The organism is Bariatricus sp. HCP28S3_A4 (genome assembly GCF_052066395.1).
GTDB lineage: Bacteria > Bacillota > Clostridia > Lachnospirales > Lachnospiraceae > Allocoprococcus.
On sequence record NZ_JBQHSE010000008.1, the window covers coordinates 15,567 to 38,963 of the forward strand.

The window sequence follows — 23,397 nt, forward strand, 5'->3', positions numbered from 1 at the left end:
GATAAAATGATGTATATCCGATGCGCAAGACTTTGGAAGGAGCAGCGAACGAAAGAAACGGATAAGAGGTATATAAAATGGCAGGGTTAGGAACAGCTATCAATACGGCGGGCGTGATGAAGATTGAAAATGGCGCACTGGTGAGCGGGCAGGCAATGATGGTCGTCCTTTGTATCGCGCTGGGCGCTCTGGTCGGAGAAATGATCAATATCGAAGAATGGTTTGAGCGGTTTGGCGAATGGTTGAAGAGGAAAACCGGAAATGCAAAAGATAAGAATTTTGTAAATGGTTTTGACTTGTTCTCTTGGGAAAGGATGCGTGTTTTCCGCAATTCCTGTTTTCGTGTTCGAAGGTGCGATCACGTTGCTGGCAACACTACTGAAACCGATCATGACGGATCTCGCGCTGAATTATCTCTCTATGATCGGTTCTATTTTGATCTTCTGTGTGGGAATAAATTTGGCCTGGGGAAAGAAAATGAGGGTTGCAAACAGGCTTCCGTCACTTGGGTTTGCGGTCATAGCGGCTTTTTTGCCGATTTCATATTAAGTTAGAATCTGGATGAGAAAATATGCTTTACTATATAGGGAACGCAATCAATAACGGGAACAAAGAAATTAAAAGATTTCTAGATTAATGAATTAATAGAGATACGATATAATTATACTATATTGGAGGGGGGAGATAATCATGGCAAGAAAAATAGAGGTTGTGGACTATAATCCGGAATGGGAGAAACAGTTCAAAGAAGAGGCGAAAAAAATAAAAGCAATCCTGGGAAAAAACTGCGTGGAAATTCATCACATCGGCAGTACTTCTGTGAAGGGATTAAAGGCAAAGCCGGTGATCGACATCATGCCTGTGGTCAAAGACATTTCCCTTGTGGACGGACAGAATGCACAGTTTGAAGCTCTTGGATACGAGTGCATGGGAGAATTCGGCATTCCGGGAAGGCGCTTCTACAGAAAAGGCGGCGATAACCGGACGCATCATATTCATATTTTTCAGAAAGATAATACTGCCCAGATCCAGCGGCATCTTGCGGTGCGGGATTATCTAAGAAGCAACAAAGAAAAAGCAGAAGAATATGCGGACTTAAAGACGAGGCTTGCAGAAGAATTTACCTATGATAATGACGGATACTGTGAAGGAAAAGACGCATTTATGAAGGAACTGGAGCAGGAGGCGCTCGCATGGCAGGAGAAGCAGAACCATATCGGAACCTGCATGTCTCTTGGAATGTGTTTCGGTGTGGCAATGGGAAGTGCGTTCGGAGCTGCATTTGGAAATATGTCACTCGGAATGTGCTATGGTATCGGCATAGGGATGTGCCTTGGTCTCGTAGTCGGCTATGCAAAAACGAAAAAGTAGAGGGAAAAATGGTTAGAAAAACGATAGAGAATTTCAGTATTTATCAGATCTGTGATTCGGGACAATGCTTCCGTATGACTCCGATTCATGGCGAGACGGATCCTGCTTCCGGAGAAATCCGGATGCAGGTGATTGCAGGAGACCGGTATCTCGAAATACTGCAAAATGGAAAAGAGTGCATGTTCGATTGCACCGAAGAGGAGTTTGAAGGCTTCTGGAAAGAATATTTTGATCTGGAAACGGATTATGCAAGTTATATCGCACAGATCAATCCGAATGATACTTATTTGCTAAATGCGGCTGCATTTGGTTCCGGAATGCGAATACTCAGACAGGATTTATGGGAAATGATCGTGTCCTTCTTAATTTCCCAGCAAAATAATATTCCAAGAATCCGCAAATGCATTGAAAATATTTGCCGGGAATATGGAGAAAAGAAGGAAAATGCCAAAGGGCAGACTTATTATGCATTTCCAAAACCGGAAGCACTGGCAGGACTTGACGAGGATGCGCTCAAAGCATGTAACCTGGGATATCGCAGCAAATATGTGGTGAGAAGTGCCAGAAGCATCGTTTGCGGCGAAATCGATTTAGATGCGATCCGGAACATGTCCTATAAAAAAGCGAAAGAAGAACTTCTGAAGCTTTTCGGTGTAGGGGTGAAGGTGGCGGACTGTATCTGCCTTTTTGCACTGCATCACCTGCAGGCATTTCCGGTGGATACCCATATTCATCAGGCAATGGAGACGCACTATAAGCGGGGATTTCCAAAACGCCGATACAAAGGAGTGGAAGGTGTGCTTCAACAATACATTTTCTATTATGAACTGGCAGGGACACCATTAGAAGCAGGTAAACGATCAAAGTAATGAAATCGTTTCCTATAGAGACAACGTAACCAGACAGCAAAAAGGAGGAGACTGAAATGATGAATGTAGTAGGAATGTTGGATGAATTACAGACAAGGGTAGCGCACAACGAAGAGTGGAAACGCCTTCTTCTGGCGACCAGGGAAGAAGCGGAGCCACTGTCAGCATTTTGCAGAGTCTGCAGGGAACTGGGATATGAGCTCTTTTTTGCTGGACTGGAAGGGAAAAGACATTAAACCTGCAGATGGAACGGCATTTTCAGAAGAATATCGTTCGATGCAACTGATAGGTGACAAATTATACAGCGCAATTGGTGGTTGTCAACCGGAAAATATCCTATGATACAGACATACCCGATGAGAAAAAAGCAACGGGAAAGTTTCTTATCAGAAAGGAAGGTCAGAAAATGATTTTAGCAGAAAAGATTATGGAAATGAGAAAGAAAAATGGCTGGTCGCAGGAAGAACTGGCATATCAGTTGGGCGTGTCACGGCAGTCAGTCTCAAAATGGGAGTCCGGAGCATCGATTCCGGATCTGGAGCGGATTCTGAAGCTGAGTGAAATCTTCGGAGTCAGCACGGATTACTTATTAAAAGAAGAAATCGAGCTGGCACCTGACATTGTAAATGTACAGGCAGAGCTGGTAGAAGAGGGAGCAGTGCTTCGGAGAGTCAGCATGGAAGAGGCCACCGAATTTATGGAAGCACGAATCGGCTCCGCCAAACAGATGGCATTGGCAGTAATGACCTGTGTTTTGTCTCCGGTTCCGCTTCTTGCACTGGGAGTACTGGCAGAAGAGACGAAAATCAGTATTTCAGAAAACCTGGCCGGAGGGGCAGGACTGATCATACTTTTACTCATGGTAGCGGCGGCCACTGCATTTTTCGTATTACACGGAATGAAGATGGAGAGATTCGAATACCTGGAAAAAGAACAGTTCTCGCTGGAATACGGTGTAGAAGGAATTGTGCGCAAACGCATGGCGGAATATGAAGGAACCTACCGAATCTGTACGATCGTCGGAATCGTTCTGTGCATTCTCAGTGCCGTCCCACTTTTTGCCGCACCGATCGTAACCGATCGGGATCTGGTATATATGTGGTGCGTGGTTGTGCTCCTTTGCATCGTATCTGTAGCAGTATTCTTATTTGTAGTCTCAGGACAGACGAGAGGTTGCTATCAGATGCTCCTTCAGGAAGGCGATTACACCTACGAAAAGAAAATGGAGCAAAAGAAAACAGCACGAATCAGCAGCATTTACTGGTGTGTTATAACAGCAATTTATCTGGGAATCAGTTTTTATACGAATGCATGGCACAGAACCTGGATCGTCTGGCCGTGTGCCGGAGTCCTGTATGCGGCTGTGATCGGAATCGCACTGATTGTGAAAGGTGATGAGAGAAAGAAATGTTGAGGTTGCGAAATTCCGCGACCTCATTTATAATAAAATCACTACAACAATAATAGGGAGGAAAACTTGTGAAGAACGAATTAGTAATTGTCCTCGATTTCGGCGGACAGTATAATCAGTTAATTGCAAGACGTGTCAGAGAGTGTAATGTATATTGTGAAGTTCATCCATATACTCTGAGCCTGGAAAAGATCAAGGAGATGAATCCGAAAGGAATCATTTTCACAGGCGGACCGAACAGCGTTTATGATGAAGCCTCACCACGTTATGAGAAAGCAATCCTGGAACTCGGCATCCCGGTGCTGGGTATCTGTTACGGCTCACAGCTTATGGCATATCTGATGGGCGGAAGCGTAGAAACTGCTCCGGTGAGCGAATATGGCAAAACAGAAGTAAAGGTAGATCCTACATCCGTTTTATTCAACGGAGTTTCTGAATCTACCATTTGTTGGATGAGTCACACCGACTACATTGCAAATGCACCGGAAGGATTCAGAATTACCGCAACAACGCCGGTATGTCCGGTGGCTGCAATGGAATGTGCAGAAAAGAAATTGTATGCAGTTCAGTTCCATCCGGAAGTTATGCATACCCAGGAAGGAACAAAGATGCTCTCCAATTTCGTTTATAAAGTGTGCGAATGCAAAGGAGACTGGCAGATGGGATCCTTCGTAGAGAAGACCATTCAGGATGTACGCGAAAAAGTCGGAGACGGAAAAGTGCTCTGCGCACTGTCCGGCGGAGTTGACTCTTCCGTGGCAGCCGTACTTCTGTCAAAAGCAGTCGGAAAGCAGCTCACCTGCGTATTCGTAGACCATGGCCTTCTGCGTAAAAATGAAGGCGACGAAGTAGAAGCCGTATTCGGGCCGGAAGGACCATACGACCTGAATTTCATCCGTGTAAACGCACAGGATCGTTTCTATGCAAAACTCGCCGGCGTAACCGAACCGGAAGCAAAGAGAAAGATTATCGGTGAAGAATTTATCCGCGTATTTGAAGAAGAAGCAAAGAAGATCGGTGCGGTAGACTTCCTCGTTCAGGGAACCATTTACCCGGATGTCATCGAATCCGGACTTGGAAAATCCGCAGTGATCAAGAGCCACCACAATGTAGGCGGACTTCCGGACTGCGTGGATTTCAAAGAGATCGTGGAACCGCTCAGACTTCTCTTCAAAGATGAAGTGCGCAAAGCCGGAAGAGAACTTGGAATTCCGGAATACCTTGTAAGCAGACAGCCATTCCCGGGACCGGGACTTGGAATCCGTATCATCGGGGAAGTAACGGCTGAGAAGGTGAAGATCGTTCAGGATGCAGATGCAATTTACCGGGAAGAGATTGCGAAGGCTGGTATTGATACCGGACTTGGACAGTATTTCGCGGCACTTACCAATATGAGATCTGTCGGAGTTATGGGAGATTTCAGAACGTATGACTATGCAGTGGCGCTTCGGGCTGTAAATACGAGTGACTTTATGACCGCTGAGGCGGCGGAAATTCCGTATGAAGTGCTAAATAAGTGCATGAACAGGATTATTAATGAGGTGAAAGGGGTTAATCGAGTCATGTACGATTTGACCTCGAAACCGCCGGGGACGATTGAGTTCGAATAGTAGGCGGTGGGCCAGAAAGCCTTATTTTACGGGGCTTCCGGGCTTCGGCCTTTGAAAATTGCATTTTTATTGCATTTTTCTAATTCACCTGCTTATGATACTCAGCTGTGAACTGATTGCTTGTGTAATCAGCCACACTTTCTGTTGCAGGTGTATAGGTAAGTTTTCCTGTCAGCTTCTTTGCTACTTCAAAGTTGCTGTTTGGATATAAATGCCCATAGGTTCCCAAAGTCGTTTGGATTTTTTCGTGTCCTAAACGGTCTTTGATAATTAATGGGTTTTCTCCCATGCTGATTAACAGGGAAGCGTGGGAATGCCGTAAGGCATGAATTTTAATACGGTGGACACCAGCAAGATTTGCCAGCTTTTCGAGGGCTCTTGGCAGAGTTGTCTTGCTGGTGGGCGTTCCGTTATAGCTTAATATAAAATTACATTTCGGTAGAACTTTCTGTTGAACTTCTTTCCATTCTTTCAGCTCTTTAAGCGTATCATCATCTATAACGATATCCCGTATACTAGCCTGCGTTTTTGTCTCTACAAATTTGTAGTCGGTCATGGTTTTGTAGTAAAGATTTTTGTTGATGCTGAGAATACCTGTTTCAAAATCAATATCTGACCATTGCAGAGCCGCAGCTTCTCCGATTCGCATTCCAGTCATAAATAACAACCAGTAAGAAATGAACAAGTAGTGTTCATAGTAATCTCCCTTATACAGTAGAGAAATGACTTTCTGGAATTCTTCCAGTGTCCAGAAATCAATTTTCGGTTTTCTGCTTTTGACATTTCCGATCATTCTGGCCGGATTTTTCTTTGCAAGTCCCAGAACGATAGCTCTGTCAAATGCGACTGCAAGCATTCCCTGTATAATCCTCACATAATTTGGGCTGTAGTTTTTTGCCAGTTTTAATTGCCAGTTTTGCACATGAATTGGCTCAATTTTGTCAGTATTCATCTTATAGAAATAGGCAAAGTGTTTTTCAATGGTAGCATACCTGTTCTTGTATGTACTTTCTTTTACCTGGGTTTTATACCAGGGAAGATAAATCTCCTGAATAAATTTTTTGAAAGTCACTTCCTCTTTCTTTTCCGTAAGTTCATCTGGTGTAGACAGAATAAGCTTTGAATATTCTGCCCGAGCCTCTTTCTTTGTTGCAAATCCACTGCGATACTTTTGTATTTGTTTCCCGGTTACAGGGTGTTTCCCTAAGTTCGCCCTGAAATAATAGGTTCCGTTAGTTGCTTTCTTGATTGGATCTTTTGCCATGGTTACACTCCTTCTCTAATGCAAGAAGTACACTTAGTTTTCAGTATCTGGCAAAGTGATTCCCAATAATTCCTCAACCGCTTCCTTTGGTACCCTGTCCAGTTTCTTTGATTGATAATAAGTATGGCCTTTGGCAATCATCAGCTTTTTCGCTTCCCGGATAATGTCTGCTGAAAAAGAAGGACCATAACCTAACTTTATCAAATCACTTTTTGTTACTGTAATCATTCTACTCCTTTCTATGGACAGGATAAAACTTCAATACCTGTCCATTATTATATCAAGTTTAGAGTAATTTTACTATTGTAAAATAGCCTGACGAAAAATGGTGTAAATCTCCCAGAAGCCAGTTCCTGCGCCCTTTCCGGCCACGTATAAGGCGTTACTATGTAATCTTAAAGCTGCAGGCACGCAATAAACGCAAGCACTATCTGCAGCACCTATATCAATCTCCTGAGAGGTGTATGTAATTATCAAAGTACAACTTGGGTCTTGCCCATTTACTTAGAAATAGTCATGGAATTTTAAATATTGGAAAAAAAGCAGAAAAAAAGCTGCCATAATACAGGCAGCCGATAAGACATTAAGAATGTTTTTCAGTTAATCGTTTGAGAATAGAGAGGATGGCCAGCATATCGTCTTCGTCCAATTGCTTTAATAATTCATTGGCTTTTTGATACAGAGGCAGATCATGAAGCCTTTCATCAAAGAATTCCTGAGGTGTGATTTCAAAATAGCGGCAAATTTCATAGAACTGGCTCATGGAAGGCAGAGAACGTCCGGAACTGATATTCTGGATGTAACTTTTATTTTTACCAAGATCAAGACTCATCTGGTATTCCGAAATATCTTTTTTTAAGCGCAGTTCGGTAATGCGTTCTGCAATAAATTTTTCATCCATCTGTCACACCTCCATTTTCCTTCATTTTAAACTATTTACGAAAGTGAAATTGCGGATTAAAATAGGTGTATTAAGGATATAAAGAACAATATTATTGATTGTAACCGTAATTTACGGATACAATACATTACATCAAGTAAAATGGTGAGCTTTTGGCGTGTTACAGACGTAAAAAGCAAGATAAAAAATGTGTTGCTTATATGATTTCGGGGTATGATGTAATAGAGGTGAGTCAGATGAAAGTAATCGGAACAGAACAGGAAATCAAATGGATTAAAGAAGCCTTGCAGAATAACTGTGAGGGATGTCCCCTTTCTGCATTGTGTGCAGGAGCTGCTAAGAAAGACAGTGAGCAGTACGGAAAGGTAAAACAAACATGTAAAGAATTCCTGGGTGAGCATATTGTTTTTATCACAGAAAACAATATATAGTATATATAGAATTGACACAAACAATATCTTGTGCTACTATACTGATATAGTTTATTTTTTATGCATTCCCTTGTAGGGAAGTTCTGGGATTGTGCGAATCCCGGAATCAACAGGCAGACAAAAACTTCCTGTCTGGCATAAGCTGTTTATGTTTGTATAAAGTGTCACTATGCGGTGTGTATCGCAGTAGTGATGCTTTTTGTTTTATTAGGTAAAATACCAGAGATTTAGGAATGAATGGAGAAATACTCTTTTCATTCCTTTTTTTTGTTTAATGGCAGATGGAGCAGCCACAATCAGCTTTGAGCTGTTTATGGATAAAACTTATTTTAAGAAAGGTGGAAAGACACATGAATGAAACAAGAATTTTTGCAGATGCGTATCAGACGACGTTTGCAGACCCAAAGGAGATGCTGGAATTTTTGGCACAGAGAGCAAAAGAATCATCCTGGATCCGTAAGCCTACAAGAACACTGCGACTGGTTCCGGCTATTCAGGAAGCGGGTAAAATGAAGGACACAGTAGGAAAGAATTGGGAGGAGATTCTGGAGGATACTGAGAATAATACCCAGCTTGCCTTAAAAATTAAGGGTGAGACCTATCCGGTGCGTACCTGTGCAATCCGGACAATTCTGGATCGGGCAGGAATTTCTGGCTCGGGGCTTAGGAAACTGGAAACAGCAAATTATACGAAGGTAGTGAATTATTGCCTGAAGGTAGCGAAAGGGGATGCTCTGATTAAGATTGCAGATGGAAAAGTATCTGCAGTTCACGGCGGAGATCACCACGATTACAGCATATTGGATATGCGGGCAGTATTTGAAATGACCATGCAGTTTCTGAATACCAATTTTCCGGGAAACAGTTACGTGGAAGGTTCCGGAATGTTCGATCATTCCATTGTTTCCGCAATGTGGGAACTTGGTGGAAATCAGGAACTTCTGGATACTTACAGGGAGGCTTTAAGTGATCATGGCATCAGCGATAATATCATTGCACCCGCTGTAAGGCTTACGACATCAGATGTTGCAGTAAGCGGTGCAAATCTGTATCCGATGCTGACCTGCTCCAGCAGTGGCAGGACGATCAGTCTTGGCAGTCCAATTAAACTGGCGCATACCGGCGGTGCTGATATGACACAGTTTCTGGCAAATTTAAGAATGCTCTGTTCCAGATATCAGGATGCGATTTCAGATATAACAAAATTGATGGATATTGAAATCCGTCATCCGCTGAATTGTATTCGTTTATTGATGAAACGCCTGGGAATCCGAAAAAAATTGATCAATGATGTGGCGGAAATGTTCGAGTTCCAGAAAGGAAACGGACCCTGTACTGCACATGACCTTTATTTTGCAATGAACGAAGCATCGTTTTTTGCAGCCTGTGAAGGGATGCAGGGAGCAGCAATCATTAATCTGGAAGAACAGATTACCCGTGCATTGGCTTTAGACTGGAAAGAGTTTGATGTAGGTGGAGCAATCAAATGGTAAGGTAATAAGAAAAATCAGAAGGAGGGAATAAAGAATGACAGGACTGAATTTGAATTATGAACCGGAGATTGTAGTGGATATCAGTGAACTTACGAGAGAGGAATGGCTTGATTACCGTAAAAAGGGAATTGGCGGCAGCGATGTAGCCGCCATCATGGGAATCTCCCCGTTTGCGACGATCCGGGATCTATATAACAACAAGGTGGGAATACTGCCTGCTATCCCGAAGGAAGAAGAAAGTAACTGGGTTGCAAAGGAAGTCGGACATCGGCTGGAAGATCTTGTAGCAGAGATTTTTGTCAGAAAGACAGGACTGAAGGTATTTCCGGTAAGAAAAATGTTCCGGCATCCCCTGTATCCGTTCATGCTTGCAGATGTGGATTTTTTTATTTTATTTCCCGATGGTACATACGGAATTCTTGAATGTAAGACCTGTAATTACAATGCAAGTAAGAAATGGGATGATGATGCAATTCCGGATAATTATGTGCTCCAGGTCAAACATTATCTGTCGGTCATGAACATGCAGAAAGCTTATATTGCATGTCTGTATGGGAATAATGAAGACGAATTTGTATTCCGCTATCTGGAGCGTGATCTGATGGATGAAGAAGACATCATAGAACAGGAAGTATTCTTCTGGGAGGAATATGTTGAAAAACATGTGGAACCACCGTATAACGGAAAGACAGACCTCATTTTAGATAGTATTCGGAGATCTGTGGGATATGCGGACATTAGTCTCCCGGAAATCGAATTATCATGTCTGGAATCTAAAAATCTTGAAAGATATCTTGCTTTAGCAGAAGAAAAATCCCAAATTGAAAAAAGAAAAAAAGAGATCGAATCGGAGCAGCGTGCGATCAGCGTCCCTTTTGTGGAGCAGTTAGGAGCCAGATGCAAAGCTATTTTAAAGGATGGTACGAATTGTTACCGGATTACGTATAATCCTACAAAACGTACACAGATCGGAAAAGCGCAGATGGAGAAGCTGAAGATTCAGCATCCTGATATTTATGAAGAATATGCGAAGACAACTGAGAGCAGGACATTTCGTATAAAGAAGGAGGCTGCATAATGTTTTCAAATTCAAACTGGAGGGATGTGGAAGATGCGATGCAGATATGTGAATAAGATCTATATGAATGAAGGAAATGGTTTTACTGTGGCACTCTATTGTACCCAGGATACGTCCGTACCATTGTCAGCCAGGGACCGGTATCTGGCATCCCGAAAGATGATTGGGTTTACTGCCGTTGGATACAATTTGCCTCTTACAGATCAGATTGAACTGGAAATGGAAGGATCTTGGGAAAACGGAAGTCATGGTCTACAGTATAAAGTGGAATCCTTTATGGAAATTGTTCCAAGGACGAAAGAAGGAATCATAGGATATTTAGCATCTGGTGCAATAAAAGGCGTCAGACAGAGGACAGCGGAAGCCATCTATCGTCAATTTGGTCTGGATACGCTGGAAGTCATTGAGAAAACACCGGAGAAACTGCTTTCGATTCCAGGAATTTCAGAAAAGAAACTCCGTGGGATTATGGATTCCTTTGGGAAGAACCAGGTGTTTCGGGAGCTGATGACCTTTCTGGCTCCTTACAAAGTGACACCAAAGAAAGTGAATCTGATCCTACAGACATTTAAAGATGAATCCGTGGATATCATCCGGAAACGCCCATATATGTTATGTGCAGTCAAGGGATTTGGATTCCTGACAGTGGATAACATTGGCAGGGCACTCGGAAAGACTCTGAATGATCCCATGCGTATTTCAGGGTGCATCAGTTACGTGCTAAGTGAGGCTATGAAGGAAGGGCATCTTTATCTGGAACAGGAGATTCTAACAGAACAGGTACTGGAAGTGTTGAATAAAGATCTGACTTTTCAGGCAGTGACCGTTCAGGATGTGAGCAATGTACTCTACCGTCTGGTTATGCAGAACAGCATTGTGTTGGATGATGAAAAGGTTTATACCTTCCGCCAGTTTGAAGCAGAGGAGCAGACCGCAGCCATGATAGCAAGGCGGATTCTTTATCCTATGGAATCGCTTGATGTGGAGACTGAACTTGTACAGGCGCAGAAAGTTCTGAGAATTACACTGTCAGAAAAGCAGAAACAGGCGGTCCGGATGGTGTTTGCGAATCCCATCAGCATCATTACAGGAGGTCCGGGTACCGGAAAGACAACTGTTTTAAAGGTGATCCTCTATATCCATGGCATGAAATGTAAGTCTGAAGTGCAGTTAATGGCACCGACCGGCAGAGCTGCAAGACGGATGGCAGAAAGTACGGGTAACCAGAACGCCTCGACCATGCATATGGCAATGGGGCTTCTGGGAGAAGATTATACGGCTGAGTTTGCCTATCTGGAGGCAGGGTTTGTCAATGTGGATGAAACATCCATGGTGGATATGCGGCTGGCTTATGAATTCTTCCAGAGAGTCAAAGGAAATACAAGAATCCTTCTCGTGGGGGATGTGGACCAGCTTCCTTCGGTGGGAGCCGGTGATGTATTTTGTCAGCTTATCCAATGTGGGCTGATACCGGTCACAATGCTTGACCTTGTGTATCGTCAGGGTGCCACAAGCAACATACCAGTGAATGCAAAGCTGATGCAGGAGGGAAAAACCAACCTGATTCTGGGTGATGATTTTGTGTTTGTGCCCTGCAAAGGGACAGAAGAAACTGCAGATACCGTAAAGAGACTCTATCAGGAGGAAGTCATCCGAAATGGTCACGACAAGGTGCAGATCCTGACACCTTTCCGGGTAAGAACTGCAGCTGGTGTGGTGGAACTGAACCGCACACTGGAGGATATCATCAATCCACCAGTCAGTGGAAAGAAGGAACTTGTGATTGGAAAAGACGTATTTCGGGTTGGGGATAAGATCATACAGAATAAAAATACTGCTCTTATCAGCAACGGAGATATGGGAACCATTCTGGATTTTTATGAAGACGAGGAAGGCAACCCCAAGATCAGTATCCAATTTACGGAGAACCGGATGATAGAGTATGAGCTGGAGCAGATGGAAATGATTGAACATGCAAATGCGATTACGGTTCACAAATCACAGGGATCAGAGTGCCCGGTGGTAATAATTCCATGGGTGAAGGCATTCTATGTTATGCTGAAACGCAATATTCTCTATACTGCAGTTACCAGGGCAAAGTCCAAAGTGTATCTGGTCGGGGATTGGAACGCAGTATGTCAGGCGATTCATACTGATGACAGTGGAAAGAGAAATACAGTGCTTGCAGAGAGAATCTGTAGCTATTATGACCAGTATCAAAGCCGGAATAAGCCTGCGCAGGAAATAGAACAGTTAAAACTTGCAGTATGAAAATTTGAAGAAATATTACAATCTCAGAGAAATGCAGACTATTACTCTATGTAGGGTTTTCGTCTGCTTTTATTTTGAACAGAAATCGAAAGGAGCAGAACGAATGAAATCAATCTTATATGACAAATCAGAAGCTGTTGCAGCACTCAACCGGGTGGAAGGATTTAATCCTGTGGAACTTGCAAGAAGACTGGAAAAGGAAGGACAGGAAGACCAGCTGTATCTGGATGTGAAATACCGGAAACTCTGGTTCCGTCTGGTATATCCCATGGGAAAGATTATTAGTATTGTCCGCAGTTTTTCAGAAAATGCAGCTTTGGTGGAAGCGAGAATTTATCTGGATAAGTGTGACGCAGAGGATAACTTTATTGCTAATGCGTTTTCACAGAAATTCCGGTCAGAGGATCCGAATTTTGGAGCGAAATTTCTGGAACTTGCGGAAACGGCTGCTGTCGGACGGGCACTGTCAGATGCCGGGTTTGGACTTCAGTTTGCGGATGTAGGTGAAGAAAATGATCCGGAACAGGTGGATGCCGGGATTCAGATTCCGCAGTCATCTCAAAATTCAGGAACTGTGCAGAGTCCTTATAGCGGGAATCGGGCTGATTATCAATCGACTGAAAATACGTATCAACAGCCTGAAAGGCAGATGACGGGTGGTTCCATTCCGCCGATGCAGCTACAGTCTGGCATGATGGGACAGTTCTTCCAACAGGCACAGGCAAATGGCTCCATCATCGGTCAGCCATCCATGCAAAATACCTATGGCCAGCAGCCGGGAATGAATTCCATGGCGACAGGTACAGTGGGAATTGCGCTAGACGGTTCCCTACCGGTAGAAGAACTTCTGCAGCATATGACTTATGAGCAGGCGGTGCAGGTTGAGATTCCGGGCAAAGGGAAATATGGCGGCAAGACTATGGGCCAGGTGGCAAAAGAAAGTCCGCAAAGTCTGGACTGGTTTGCCAGAAGTTATTCCGGAAATAACAATGCGGTTCCGGCTGCAGCTAAATTTTTGTTAAATAAAGCATTACCAATGGCAGGATAGTGGATTCTGCCTGTTAAGACCCACAGTCAGCTATCTGGCTGCAGGGGAAAGGAGGCTTGAATATGGATGTATGACATGTCAGGGTTTGATTACGATATCCGCGATGTGGTGCGTGTACTGAATCTGCAGGTGCGTCGGAAAAATCCCAGTTCCTATGATGTGGACTGTCCTTTCTGCAACCATAAAACGGGAAAGATGAATGTCAATATCAGGAAAAACGTCTTCCGTTGTAATTATTGCAATGAGCAGGGGGGAATGTTGGATTTATACGCCAAATTATATGGACTCTCCAAGGCAGAAGCAAATCGGCAGATCCGGGAGGCATTAAACCTGGGACAATACCGGGATGATTATAAGATTCCGGAGAAAAAGCCGGAGCCTGAGATTCCCGAAAATAGTGACCGTGCATCGGATGCGGAAATCAACCATACCTATTCCATGCTGCTTTCCTATCTTACGTTATCAGAAAAGCACAGGGAAGACTTGCTGGCGAGAGGGCTTACGGACGAGCAGATCGAGATGCAAAGATATCGGAGCGTTCCTCTCTTTGGATTAAAAAGTCTGACCAGGAAACTACAGGAAAAAGGATGTATGGTAGAGGGAGTGCCGGGATTTTATCAGGATCAGGATGGAAAATGGACGATTCATTTTTCAGCAAAGAATTCCGGATTCCTGATCCCGATTCTTTCCATGGAAGGTCTGATCCAGGGATTTCAGATCCGGCTGGATCATGTGACAGATTCCAGAAAGTATATCTGGTTTTCTAGTGTAAATTACCAATATGGAGTCTCATCTGGCAGCCCGGTTCATGTAATCGGGAATTTGGATGCGAAAGAAGTGTATGTGACAGAAGGCGCTTTAAAAGGAACCATTGCTCATTATCTATCCGGAGCTACGTTCTTATGTATGCCCGGAGTGAACCAACAGCGGAATCTTCGCCCAATTTTGGAGAGCCTTTCCAAAAGAAATCTTCAGCTTGTGTATGAGACTTATGACATGGACAAGAAGATGCCGGTTGTCTGTGATAGACAGTATAGTAAATGCAGCGAATGCACGCAGAGTAACAGGATTGGAGAGTGTCCTTATAAGGTAAAAAAAAGGGAAATCATTCAAAGTGGGTGCAGGAAACTGTACGAACTTTGCAGGGAATGCTCATTACCGGTGAAGCGCATGCTTTGGAATACGGATGAAAACAAAGAATGGCGTGGACAAATCAAAGGAATTGATGATCTATATTATGATTTGTACATAAATCAGACAGATAAAATGTCTCAAAGATTATAGAAACTGGAGGACCGGAGTATTCTGCTCTGGTCTTTCTTGAAAGGAGAAGATTTATGAAAGGCAAAAGAAATGTACCACTACTGTTTATGATGATTGCATCGTTCATTATATTTATATTTGCCGTAGGCAAATTAATAGGAATTTTTCTGGAGTATCAGAAAGGCGATCGTACGTATGAAGAAATTATGGAGTACGTACAGGATCCAGAAACAGATGAGCAGGGTAAAAATGATCCGGATCCAGAAGATGATTCAGGATTTACGTTCCTTCAGGTAGATTTTGAAGGATTAAAGGCTCAGAATCCGGATGTGGTAGCATGGATCCAGATACCGGCACTGGACATTAGTTATCCGGTTGTGCAGGGAAAGGACAATTCTTACTATCTGCATCATATGTTTGATGGGAAGGAAAACAAGAATGGCAGTATCTTTATCGACTATCATAACCAGCCGGAGTTTACGGACAGTAATACGATTGTGTATGGGCATAATATGAAGAATGGAAGTATGTTCGGAACGTTGGACAGATATCAGGAAAAATCGTTATTTGAGAAGTATCCTTGCTTTTATATCTATCTTCCGGACGGCATCTTAGAGTACCGGATCGTATCCAGCTATGCGGGAATGACAGGAAGTGTGGGTTTCACTTACCGATTTCCAGAACTGGAAGATTATCAAGACTTTTTGGAAAAGATTATATCCTACGCTGCCTATGATACAGGAACGGAAGTTACGGATACGGATCATATCGTTACGCTTTCTACCTGTGTCAACTCGGATCGAAATTATCGATACCTGGTGCATGGAAAACTGGAGAGGAACATAAAGATGTATAATGAATGAAGGCATCGGCAGCTATTGCTGGTGCCTTTTCACATTTTTTGAGGGTGTGGTTGCGTTTTACGTAGGTAGTACGTACAGAGTAAGTAGAAAGAAAAAAAGGAGTGATCATTTATGATTAAGAAATTAAGAGTAGCCGTAGATCAGGGCAACCGTAATATGAAGACCTGTAATCATGTATTCACGACAGGACTGACAGAAATGGATAAGAAGCCTGCTAGGGGCGAGGTATATCTGCGGTATCAGGACAAGTATTATACGCTCAGCGAACGCCGTATCCCATATCAAAGGGATAAGACTTCAGACTCCCGATTTTTTGTGCTTACATTATTTGCAATTGCTATGGAATTGGAAGACAAGACACAAATTCAGCCAGATGATGTGATTCAGATTGAACTTCCAATCGGACTTCCGCCAAAGCATTACAAGGAGCTGTATGACAGGTATGAAAAATATTTTAAGGGTGATGGAAAAGTGTTTCAGGTGGAATACTGTGGAAAGGAATATCATCTGTGTATGAAAGATGTGAGGGCTTTTGTGCAGGATTTAGCTGCCATGATGACAAAAATGGATAAGATTGGGGAAGCCCCGAAAGCAGTAGGAATTGATATTGGGGGATTTACAACAGATTATCTGCTATTAAGAAGAGGAAAGCCAGATATGGATTACTGTGATTCATTGGAAAAGGGCATCATTACTATGTGTAATGAGATCATTTCCAAAGTCAACAGTGAATATGACATGCTGCTGGAAGAAATAGATGTGGAAAGTATCATTCGTGGGAAAACAGAGTTTTATGATGAGTATGTAGTCCGGGCGGTTGAGAATATGGTACAGGACTATGTCACAGATCTTCTGAATAGTATTCGTGAACGAGGTGTGGATACGAAATCTGCTTATACCGTTTTCATTGGCGGCGGCTCTATTCTGCTCAGGCGATTTTTAGAGAAATCAGACCGTTTGGGACGTTATCTGTTCATTGATGACCTACGTGCCAATGCAAAAGGGTATGATCTTCTGTATCGTATGTATGAAAGCAGCAAATAGAATGGGAAGTGATTGTTGTGACAAAAAAGAACCCCAATAAATTCACGATTGGATTTAAGAAGAATAATGCTTCCCATCAAAAAGTCGTTGAGATTTTAAATAATACGGAAGATAAGGCGGATTTCATTGCCAGCGCAGTACTTCATTATCTTGGCGAGGGAAAAGAAACTGATTCTTTGAATCCGGACAAGTCTTTCCTACTGCCATTGATTAAAACAATTGTAAAGAAAGAGATTCAAGAAGCAATCTCGGAAAAGAAATATGTCACTGAAGAAAGGGCAGCTCCGGATGAGAAAGTCATGGATCTGTCTGGTTCAGAAGAGGAACCGATTGTTCTTGATGATCATATTATAAGAAATATTTCAAATGCATTGGATGCATTCCGAGGTATATAGAAAAGAAGCAGCCCTTGATTGGGCTGCTTCGAATTTTGTCGAAAAGTTTTTCAATTCATAAGTCATTCATAACTGGCTCATAAGTCGCTCATAAATGGCCATTCTATAATCAAACAATGGTGAAGTGGAGAATGAAAAGAATTACTTTTGTTTTCGGAGACCTTCAAGGAGTCCACGGAGCGTATGTAAAGCCAGTTGTTTTTCTTCATCTGTACAATCATTTAATTCATAAATGATCTGTTCGATATAAGGATCTGCAGGTGGATTGTCGTGGAAGATGACGGAATCAAGCGAAATATTCAAGTATTTGGCTAATAGACTCAGAGTTTCAAGTCTGGGGTTAGCATTATAGTTTTCAATATCGGATATTGTGCGTAGCGAAACGTGCACATTCTCAGCTAGAGTATTCTGTGAAAGATTTCTGCGAAGGCGCTCTTCTTTGACCAGATCTCCGAGCAATTTCTTAACCATCATTTTCATCACCTCACTTAATGCATATATTTTACTCTAGTTCGGCAGTATATGAAATGTGTTATGCTGCGTGAACTAGAGCGATATAATGCGTGAAGTGAATAGAGAATAAGAATGTTATTTGGGAGAAGAGTCTGATTGAGTTACACAGATCGGTATAGACATAGCAAGAATTTATTAAAAAAATCTTATACCAATATGTGGAACACCCTTCTGGTGAGTATGCGGAATATGCGTTAATAACATGTGGTTTAGCACATAAAATAGTATGGATAATATGGAAAGTCGAATTAGGTAATAGCCAATTCGACTTTCTTTTTGTTTGTCGAATATTATCGAACAATGGAATTCGGTGTCGGTCCCCGCCTTCTGGGATTTCAAAAGAAAAATGAAATCAGAATACAGGAGGATAAATAAATGGATGAACATACTTATACTGGTTCGAAAATAAAAAACCAATTTACTGCATACATACTGGCACAGATCCGGGGAACCAGACAAAATTATTTGAGAAAAATGCTGAGGATTAACAGTAATGAAATGCCGGCAGAGAATCTGATAATGGAAGAAAATAGCATTTTGGTAGAAGAGAGTCTGGAGATGGAATATCGTGAAGAACTGTTAATGAGAGAGGTAGATGGGTGCTATCCTGAATGGGACGAGATGAGGGATCAAAAACTTGTCGAGGCATTACTCTTATTGCGCGAGGATGAGAGAAAACTGATCTATCAGCATGTGTTTGAAGAACGGACGTTTGATGATATAAGCCAGATTAATGGTTTGCCACCTTACAAGGTGAAAGGAATTTATTATTATGCAATCCGTAAGATTAGAAAATGGATGGGAGGTGAAAAATCATGAATTTTGAGGAGGTGCTATTTCGAGCACAGATGGGAGATCAGGAGGCAATATTGCAGATACTGGAAATGTTTCGGCCTCTATTAATAAAAAACTCTTTGATTAATGGAAGATTTGATGAGGATTTGTATCAGGAGTTGAGAATTGAAGTACTGAAGTGTATTAGGACATATCACGAATTGGTGTAAAGAGATATTCGTTGAAATGTGCCACATTAACATGATAAACCTATTGACTTGATAGGGATTAGATGGTAATATGCGTGCCATAAAAATGCAAAGGAAAAAGGTCACGATAAAAGCTGTTGTAAGAACTAATACATTCTCTCAGATATGAGTTCAAGCAGACCCAAAAGAAAAATGTTCCGGTAATCAGCTGGATGCAAGTGTATTCTGCATTGCTAATATCTGTCAGACTAGGATGTGTCCTCTGGCAAAGGTCATGAGGCGGGAACTGAAGAAACATGGCATAAGAAAACTGAAAGTCGTGTGTTCTGAGGAAAATCCGAGACGACTGCTGGAGGATATGTCCATTAGCTGCAGAACTCATTTCAACTGTTCATCGGAAGAACAGCATAAATATATCGAGAGAAGAGACCTTTCAGGCAGTGTGGCAGTTGTCCCGATAGTCGTCGGACTGATCCTAGTGGAGAAGTGATAAAAAACCTTGCTAGAAATTATGAGGATTAGAATTATGTGGGAAATTACAGTAGAAGAACTAGAGAAGATAGAATCTAATCAAAGGATTGTTGTAGATATTCGTCCAAATGAGCAGTTTCAAAGGGGAACGTTCCCGGGAGCAGTGAATATCCCGATGGATGAATGGGAAGCACATAAAAAGGAACTGGACGTGACCAAAACCATCTATCTGATCTGTCATACTGGGGACAGAAGTCAGGAATATGTACAAGAACTGGTGAATGAGGGCTATCGTGCAGTTAATGTGGAGGGTGGCTATCGTGCTTACTTGCGTTTGTCTCTATCCAGATTCATGCAGGAGGATTCTCAGAAAGAAAAAGAGAAGAAGAAAGAAGAGATCGAACGCAGCATTATCAAAAAATATCGGCGAACAATCTGGCGGGCTTTTACCAAGGCTTTGAATGAATATCAATTGATTCAGGAAGGGGATCGGGTGGCAGTCTGTATTTCTGGAGGTAAGGATTCCATGCTTCTTGCAAAATTAATACAAGAACTGAAAAAACATGGCGAGATCAATTTTGATGCAACATTCTTGATTATGAATCCTGGATATAATAAAGATAACTGGAAAATAATTCAAGATAATGCAAAACTTCTTGGTATACCGCTTACTGTATTTGAGACAAATATTTTTGATACGGTGGCAACTATTGATAGGAATCCGTGCTATCTTTGCGCAAGGATGCGAAGAGGATATTTGTATTCAAAGGCAAAGGAGCTGGGATGTAATAAGATTGCTCTGGGACACCATTTTGATGATGTAATCGAGACAATCCTGATGGGCATGCTGTACAGTGGAAAGATTGAAACTATGTTGCCAAAACTTCATAGTCAGAATTTTGAAGGAATGGAATTAATACGTCCATTGTACCTCGTGAGGGAAGACGCAATTCAATCCTGGAGGGATTCCAATGGATTATATTTTATTCAATGCGCCTGTCGTTTTACAGAAAATTGTGTAAGTTGCGGAGGCGGAAGAGGATCTAAGAGAGATGAGATGAAGAAACTGATTGCGCAGTTTCGAAAAACCAGTGATGTAATGGATGTTAATATTTTTAATAGTGTAAAGAATATTAATTTGAGGAAAGTAATCGGATACCAGATGGATGGTGCGAAATATAATTTTCTGGATGATTATACTTGTAGTAAAAGTAACGAGTGAAGTAGATAGGTGACGGGTATGGTAGTAATAGATAAATTTCTAGAACAGCACAGTCTTACAGAGGAAGAGTATATTAAGCTACTTGAATATTGGAACGATGAAGTAGTATTTGCTAGGCTTAAAGATGAAGCGGTCCAGATTAGAAAAACATATTATGGAAATAAGGTACATACCAGAGGGGTGATAGAATTTACCAATTACTGTAGGAATAACTGCTACTATTGTGGTATTCGGAGAGATAATTGTAATATCATACGGTATCGCCTTACTAAGGAAGAGATTCTTGCATGCTGTCAGAGCGGTTATGCTCTCGGGTATCGCACGTTTGTATTGCAGGGCGGAGAAGATCCGTGGTATAAAGATGCGTATATAGTAGAAATTATTCAAGATATTAAAAAACAATTTCCAGAATGTGCTGTTACTTTATCTATCGGAGAAAAATCATATGAGAGTTATCGAAAATTTCGTCATGCAGGAGCAGATCGATATCTGCTACGGCATGAGACAGCGGATAAAGAATTGTATCATTTACTGCATCCTACATCCATGAGCAATAAGAATAGAAAACAATGCCTATATAATTTGAAAGAACTTGGATATCAGGTAGGAGCTGGTTTTATGGTGGGAATTCCAGGACAGACAATGTCTCACCTTGCAAAAGATTTGGTGTTTTTGCAGGAACTTCATCCCGAAATGGTGGGGATTGGTCCATTTATTCCTCATCATGATACAATATATGATAGCGAAACAGTAGGAAGCTTCCAAATGACATTGTTTCTGTTGGCAGTTATCCGAATTATGTTTCCCAAGATTCTCCTTCCGGCAACTACCGCATTGGGGACGGTGGATCCGCTGGGAAGAGAGAAGGGACTTGCTGTCGGAGCGAATGTAGTGATGCCTAACTTGTCACCGATAGAGAAACGTAAGTTGTATGAATTGTACGATAATAAGATTTGTACTGGTGATGAAGCGGCTGAGTGTAGACAGTGTCTCCAAAAGAGAGTAGAGAGCGTCGGATACCGTTTGGTAGAAGAGCGGGGAGATGCGATTGGATAATAGGTAAAGAGCTTAATTATAGTTTTGTTGATAGAAAGAATAATCGTTGATTAAATAAATAAGATACCAGAGGAGCAATCTTCTGGTATTCTACTTTGTTCCTTTCAAAAAATGTGCAGATTCCGGGCAAGTGATTTCCATTATTTTCTCTATCGTCAGATGTAGAAGATGGCTTTGCTCTGTATCCGCAGCTTTATAATATACTTCTTTTCCATCTCGCCTGCTGACAATCAATCCTTTGTCTTTTAGCTGGCGCAGGTGATGCGATACTGCTGGACTTGTCATATCAACCAGTGCAGAGATATTGATAACACATTCTTCGCAGTGACATAACAACCAGTAAATACGAATTCTGCTGCTATCCCCAAGTAGCTTAAACATATCTGCAACAGTTTGAAAAGTATCTGTTTTATCTAATGTTGTTTTCAACTGAGTTACTTCTTGATTATTATGATGATGGTGAGGCAAAATATCTGCAGACATTACAATGACTCCTTTCGTTTCTTATCTGTGTGCAAGTAGATTCTACCATATTCAAATCAATTAAACAAGTGCTTAAATTTTGAATAGAATAGCCCAAATGGAAATTATATTCGCCCAAATGGAAGGTTTATTATGTTACACTATTGACTTGTATTTGCCAGAATTATATAGTGAAGTAACGTTAGTTAAAAGGTTGTTTAATTGTTCATGCGAACTCCAAAAAGAACTCGTTTAGAATGTCACGATGAACAAAGGATGCATTTGTCAGAAAAATACAACAAAAAAGCAATCATTGAATTAGTGTACTGGGAATATGTTACATTTTAGTTTTTGAAGAAAAGGGAGGGGAATAAGAAAATGAAGAATGGGCTAATGCCACAAGCTATGTGGCGGTGCTTTCAGGGTTCTTTTATGCGAGAAATGTATCGTATGAGCAAAGAGAATCCACGAAAAGTAATGGCAAAGGCCAGGAAATGCTATCAGAATATTTTAGTAGATATACCAGAATTTGAAAAAGGAGATCCTTTTCTTACGAATATTTTGAGTGCAGCAATGCTGGCATCGGTATATCTGGAATTGGAAGAGAAACCAAACCTTGAACAAGTTACCGACTTTTATCATCATGCCATGACCAACAATATGATTATGAAGTGTTTCCTTAAATTGGGTAGCAAGTACACGCCAAAAGCGCAGGCAAAGTTGAAACGACAAGGTGAGGAAAGTGTGAGGCGGTCAGAAAGAAATCCTTATACATGGTGTTTTCGTTACGAAACGGGGAGGAACATTAACTGTTACTCAGCTATTTTTACCCACTGTGGTATATTGTACTTGTTGAAGCTGTTGGATATACCAGAGATTTGCCCGGCAATGTGTACTTATGATTATGATATGGCAGAATTAAGTGGTAGTACATTTATTCGTAAATTCACACTAGCTGGTGGAGAACCATGCTGCGACTGCCATTGGACAAGAAAATCCTAAAAAAGTATTTATTGTAATAAAGAGTTCTCAAGGTAGATTTTCACAATATGAAATTTTGCCTTTCGGTGTGATGTTTGCTTTCTATCGCTATGTTTGCCCTTGGTATTTTGTTAACAGGCTGTTTTTTCATCGAAGTATTTGCAACCTGGGCAATTAGCTTTGGCATCATTTCCCTCGGTGCAATTGCAATCGGCGATTTTCCTGCTGTGGGTGCATTATCTGTTGGTAAATACTTCGCTCTCGGTGACAATGCATGGGCAATGATTGCCATAGGCGATACGGAGGTCGTCGGAAGTGCGTTTCAAAAAATCGGTGAAATTTCTACATAGGATATTACCTATGTAAAACAATCGCTCAATACGATTGTTCCGACTTA

The 23,397-nt window shown here is 41.8% G+C and carries 26 protein-coding genes and 1 pseudogene; 22 read left to right on the top strand and 5 right to left on the bottom strand.

The genetic code is table 11. The annotated features are described in order from the left end of the window. The first annotated feature begins 77 nt into the window (after positions 1-77). The 6 genes from ACTNBF_RS05775 (at position 78) to guaA (ending at position 5,261) form a co-directional block, all read left to right on the top strand. Positions 78-554 carry a DUF554 family protein gene (locus tag ACTNBF_RS05775; protein WP_441025024.1) on the top strand — a complete coding sequence of 159 codons (477 nt, stop codon included), beginning with the start codon at positions 78-80 and terminating at the stop codon, positions 552-554. A 136-nt stretch (positions 555-690) separates the two neighbouring features. Next, positions 691-1,371 (top strand): GrpB family protein, encoded by a 681-nt coding sequence (locus ACTNBF_RS05780; RefSeq protein ID WP_441088895.1) that lies wholly within the window; start codon positions 691-693, stop codon positions 1,369-1,371. 8 nt (positions 1,372-1,379) lie between these two features. Then, positions 1,380-2,240, top strand: a complete 861-nt coding sequence (locus ACTNBF_RS05785) for a DNA glycosylase (protein WP_427820840.1) — start codon at positions 1,380-1,382, stop codon at positions 2,238-2,240. Positions 2,241-2,296: 56 nt separating this feature from the next. Next, complete coding sequence (locus tag ACTNBF_RS05790) at positions 2,297-2,476, top strand: hypothetical protein (RefSeq protein WP_441088896.1); 180 nt, start codon at positions 2,297-2,299, stop codon at positions 2,474-2,476. Positions 2,477-2,646: 170 nt separating this feature from the next. After that, positions 2,647-3,654, top strand: coding sequence for a helix-turn-helix domain-containing protein (locus ACTNBF_RS05795; RefSeq protein WP_441088897.1), 1,008 nt, complete (start codon positions 2,647-2,649; stop codon positions 3,652-3,654). A gap of 65 nt (positions 3,655-3,719) precedes the next feature. Beyond that, positions 3,720-5,261: a glutamine-hydrolyzing GMP synthase gene (gene guaA, locus ACTNBF_RS05800; protein WP_441025017.1), complete on the top strand. Its 1,542-nt coding sequence runs from the start codon at positions 3,720-3,722 to the stop codon at positions 5,259-5,261. Positions 5,262-5,340: 79 nt separating this feature from the next. Here guaA and ACTNBF_RS05805 read toward each other — a convergent pair whose 3' ends face one another. From ACTNBF_RS05805 to ACTNBF_RS05815, 3 genes are all read right to left on the bottom strand, one after another. Further along, a complete protein-coding gene (locus ACTNBF_RS05805) occupies positions 5,341-6,525 on the bottom strand; it encodes a site-specific integrase (RefSeq protein ID WP_235251053.1) in 1,185 nt (394 codons plus the stop codon). A gap of 33 nt (positions 6,526-6,558) precedes the next feature. Then, positions 6,559-6,753, bottom strand: a complete 195-nt coding sequence (locus tag ACTNBF_RS05810) for a DUF3173 domain-containing protein (protein ID WP_154322052.1) — start codon at positions 6,751-6,753, stop codon at positions 6,559-6,561. Between the two features lie 355 nt (positions 6,754-7,108). Then, positions 7,109-7,426: a helix-turn-helix transcriptional regulator gene (locus ACTNBF_RS05815; RefSeq protein ID WP_235251052.1), complete on the bottom strand. Its 318-nt coding sequence runs from the start codon at positions 7,424-7,426 to the stop codon at positions 7,109-7,111. 152 nt (positions 7,427-7,578) lie between these two features. Between ACTNBF_RS05815 and ACTNBF_RS05820 the strand changes: the two genes are divergently transcribed. From ACTNBF_RS05820 to ACTNBF_RS05860, 9 genes are all read left to right on the top strand, one after another. Then, the gene (locus ACTNBF_RS05820; protein ID WP_441088898.1) at positions 7,579-7,857 is read left to right on the top strand and encodes a hypothetical protein; all 279 of its coding nucleotides are present in this window, start codon (positions 7,579-7,581) and stop codon (positions 7,855-7,857) included. Between the two features lie 350 nt (positions 7,858-8,207). After that, complete coding sequence (locus tag ACTNBF_RS05825) at positions 8,208-9,350, top strand: transposase (protein ID WP_235251050.1); 1,143 nt, start codon at positions 8,208-8,210, stop codon at positions 9,348-9,350. 34 nt (positions 9,351-9,384) lie between these two features. Continuing rightward, complete coding sequence (locus ACTNBF_RS05830; RefSeq protein ID WP_427739564.1) at positions 9,385-10,428, top strand: YqaJ viral recombinase family protein; 1,044 nt, start codon at positions 9,385-9,387, stop codon at positions 10,426-10,428. A 24-nt stretch (positions 10,429-10,452) separates the two neighbouring features. Next, on the top strand, positions 10,453-12,699 hold the full coding sequence (recD2, locus tag ACTNBF_RS05835) for an SF1B family DNA helicase RecD2 (RefSeq protein ID WP_441019053.1): 2,247 nt from the start codon (positions 10,453-10,455) through the stop codon (positions 12,697-12,699). Between the two features lie 103 nt (positions 12,700-12,802). After that, positions 12,803-13,747, top strand: a complete 945-nt coding sequence (locus tag ACTNBF_RS05840; RefSeq protein ID WP_235250686.1) for a hypothetical protein — start codon at positions 12,803-12,805, stop codon at positions 13,745-13,747. 66 nt (positions 13,748-13,813) lie between these two features. Next, the gene (locus tag ACTNBF_RS05845; protein WP_235250685.1) at positions 13,814-15,031 is read left to right on the top strand and encodes a CHC2 zinc finger domain-containing protein; all 1,218 of its coding nucleotides are present in this window, start codon (positions 13,814-13,816) and stop codon (positions 15,029-15,031) included. A gap of 53 nt (positions 15,032-15,084) precedes the next feature. After that, positions 15,085-15,873 carry a class B sortase gene (srtB, locus tag ACTNBF_RS05850; protein ID WP_235250684.1) on the top strand — a complete coding sequence of 263 codons (789 nt, stop codon included), beginning with the start codon at positions 15,085-15,087 and terminating at the stop codon, positions 15,871-15,873. A 111-nt stretch (positions 15,874-15,984) separates the two neighbouring features. After that, a complete protein-coding gene (locus ACTNBF_RS05855) occupies positions 15,985-16,917 on the top strand; it encodes a ParM/StbA family protein (protein WP_235250682.1) in 933 nt (310 codons plus the stop codon). A 17-nt stretch (positions 16,918-16,934) separates the two neighbouring features. Continuing rightward, positions 16,935-17,312 (top strand): hypothetical protein, encoded by a 378-nt coding sequence (locus ACTNBF_RS05860; RefSeq protein ID WP_235250680.1) that lies wholly within the window; start codon positions 16,935-16,937, stop codon positions 17,310-17,312. A 141-nt stretch (positions 17,313-17,453) separates the two neighbouring features. Here the strand turns inward: ACTNBF_RS05860 and ACTNBF_RS05865 are convergent, their stop codons facing one another. Continuing rightward, positions 17,454-17,786, bottom strand: coding sequence for a helix-turn-helix transcriptional regulator (locus tag ACTNBF_RS05865; RefSeq protein WP_328284220.1), 333 nt, complete (start codon positions 17,784-17,786; stop codon positions 17,454-17,456). A gap of 414 nt (positions 17,787-18,200) precedes the next feature. On the opposite strand from ACTNBF_RS05865, the gene ACTNBF_RS05870 reads away from it, so the two are divergent. From ACTNBF_RS05870 to hydE, 5 genes and pseudogenes are all read left to right on the top strand, one after another. Continuing rightward, entirely contained in the window at positions 18,201-18,644 is a 444-nt protein-coding gene (locus ACTNBF_RS05870; RefSeq protein WP_235250679.1) for a sigma-70 family RNA polymerase sigma factor, read from the top strand. Beyond that, positions 18,641-18,829, top strand: coding sequence for a helix-turn-helix domain-containing protein (locus tag ACTNBF_RS05875; RefSeq protein WP_235250678.1), 189 nt, complete (start codon positions 18,641-18,643; stop codon positions 18,827-18,829). The genes ACTNBF_RS05870 and ACTNBF_RS05875 overlap by 4 nt, the downstream gene beginning before the upstream one ends. A 175-nt stretch (positions 18,830-19,004) precedes the next feature. Continuing rightward, positions 19,005-19,330: pseudogene (locus ACTNBF_RS05880) on the top strand (tRNA threonylcarbamoyladenosine dehydratase); the annotation flags it as partial. A 4-nt stretch (positions 19,331-19,334) separates the two neighbouring features. Next, on the top strand, positions 19,335-20,501 hold the full coding sequence (locus tag ACTNBF_RS05885; protein WP_347375388.1) for an ATP-binding protein: 1,167 nt from the start codon (positions 19,335-19,337) through the stop codon (positions 20,499-20,501). Positions 20,502-20,519: 18 nt separating this feature from the next. Further along, positions 20,520-21,557 carry a [FeFe] hydrogenase H-cluster radical SAM maturase HydE gene (hydE, locus tag ACTNBF_RS05890; RefSeq protein WP_347375389.1) on the top strand — a complete coding sequence of 346 codons (1,038 nt, stop codon included), beginning with the start codon at positions 20,520-20,522 and terminating at the stop codon, positions 21,555-21,557. 90 nt (positions 21,558-21,647) lie between these two features. Here the strand turns inward: hydE and ACTNBF_RS05895 are convergent, their stop codons facing one another. Beyond that, positions 21,648-22,040, bottom strand: coding sequence for an ArsR/SmtB family transcription factor (locus ACTNBF_RS05895; RefSeq protein WP_235251057.1), 393 nt, complete (start codon positions 22,038-22,040; stop codon positions 21,648-21,650). A gap of 330 nt (positions 22,041-22,370) precedes the next feature. Between ACTNBF_RS05895 and ACTNBF_RS05900 the strand changes: the two genes are divergently transcribed. Continuing rightward, on the top strand, positions 22,371-23,021 hold the full coding sequence (locus ACTNBF_RS05900; RefSeq protein ID WP_441088899.1) for an L-2-amino-thiazoline-4-carboxylic acid hydrolase: 651 nt from the start codon (positions 22,371-22,373) through the stop codon (positions 23,019-23,021). 107 nt (positions 23,022-23,128) lie between these two features. Further along, positions 23,129-23,350: a hypothetical protein gene (locus ACTNBF_RS05905; protein WP_441042807.1), complete on the top strand. Its 222-nt coding sequence runs from the start codon at positions 23,129-23,131 to the stop codon at positions 23,348-23,350. Positions 23,351-23,397: the final 47 nt, after the last annotated feature.

Coding starts and splice junctions, on each gene's coding strand:
- ACTNBF_RS05775 (WP_441025024.1), top strand. CDS start 78: ATGGCAGGGTTAGGAACAGCTATCAATACGGCGGGCGTGATGAAGATT.
- ACTNBF_RS05780 (WP_441088895.1), top strand. CDS start 691: ATGGCAAGAAAAATAGAGGTTGTGGACTATAATCCGGAATGGGAGAAA.
- ACTNBF_RS05785 (WP_427820840.1), top strand. CDS start 1,380: ATGGTTAGAAAAACGATAGAGAATTTCAGTATTTATCAGATCTGTGAT.
- ACTNBF_RS05790 (WP_441088896.1), top strand. CDS start 2,297: ATGATGAATGTAGTAGGAATGTTGGATGAATTACAGACAAGGGTAGCG.
- ACTNBF_RS05795 (WP_441088897.1), top strand. CDS start 2,647: ATGATTTTAGCAGAAAAGATTATGGAAATGAGAAAGAAAAATGGCTGG.
- ACTNBF_RS05805 (WP_235251053.1), bottom strand. CDS start 6,525: ATGGCAAAAGATCCAATCAAGAAAGCAACTAACGGAACCTATTATTTC.
- ACTNBF_RS05810 (WP_154322052.1), bottom strand. CDS start 6,753: ATGATTACAGTAACAAAAAGTGATTTGATAAAGTTAGGTTATGGTCCT.
- ACTNBF_RS05815 (WP_235251052.1), bottom strand. CDS start 7,426: ATGGATGAAAAATTTATTGCAGAACGCATTACCGAACTGCGCTTAAAA.
- ACTNBF_RS05825 (WP_235251050.1), top strand. CDS start 8,208: ATGAATGAAACAAGAATTTTTGCAGATGCGTATCAGACGACGTTTGCA.
- ACTNBF_RS05830 (WP_427739564.1), top strand. CDS start 9,385: ATGACAGGACTGAATTTGAATTATGAACCGGAGATTGTAGTGGATATC.
- recD2 (WP_441019053.1), top strand. CDS start 10,453: ATGTGGAAGATGCGATGCAGATATGTGAATAAGATCTATATGAATGAA.
- ACTNBF_RS05840 (WP_235250686.1), top strand. CDS start 12,803: ATGAAATCAATCTTATATGACAAATCAGAAGCTGTTGCAGCACTCAAC.
- ACTNBF_RS05845 (WP_235250685.1), top strand. CDS start 13,814: ATGTATGACATGTCAGGGTTTGATTACGATATCCGCGATGTGGTGCGT.
- srtB (WP_235250684.1), top strand. CDS start 15,085: ATGAAAGGCAAAAGAAATGTACCACTACTGTTTATGATGATTGCATCG.
- ACTNBF_RS05855 (WP_235250682.1), top strand. CDS start 15,985: ATGATTAAGAAATTAAGAGTAGCCGTAGATCAGGGCAACCGTAATATG.
- ACTNBF_RS05865 (WP_328284220.1), bottom strand. CDS start 17,786: ATGATGGTTAAGAAATTGCTCGGAGATCTGGTCAAAGAAGAGCGCCTT.
- ACTNBF_RS05870 (WP_235250679.1), top strand. CDS start 18,201: ATGGATGAACATACTTATACTGGTTCGAAAATAAAAAACCAATTTACT.
- ACTNBF_RS05875 (WP_235250678.1), top strand. CDS start 18,641: ATGAATTTTGAGGAGGTGCTATTTCGAGCACAGATGGGAGATCAGGAG.
- ACTNBF_RS05885 (WP_347375388.1), top strand. CDS start 19,335: ATGTGGGAAATTACAGTAGAAGAACTAGAGAAGATAGAATCTAATCAA.
- hydE (WP_347375389.1), top strand. CDS start 20,520: ATGGTAGTAATAGATAAATTTCTAGAACAGCACAGTCTTACAGAGGAA.
- ACTNBF_RS05895 (WP_235251057.1), bottom strand. CDS start 22,040: ATGTCTGCAGATATTTTGCCTCACCATCATCATAATAATCAAGAAGTA.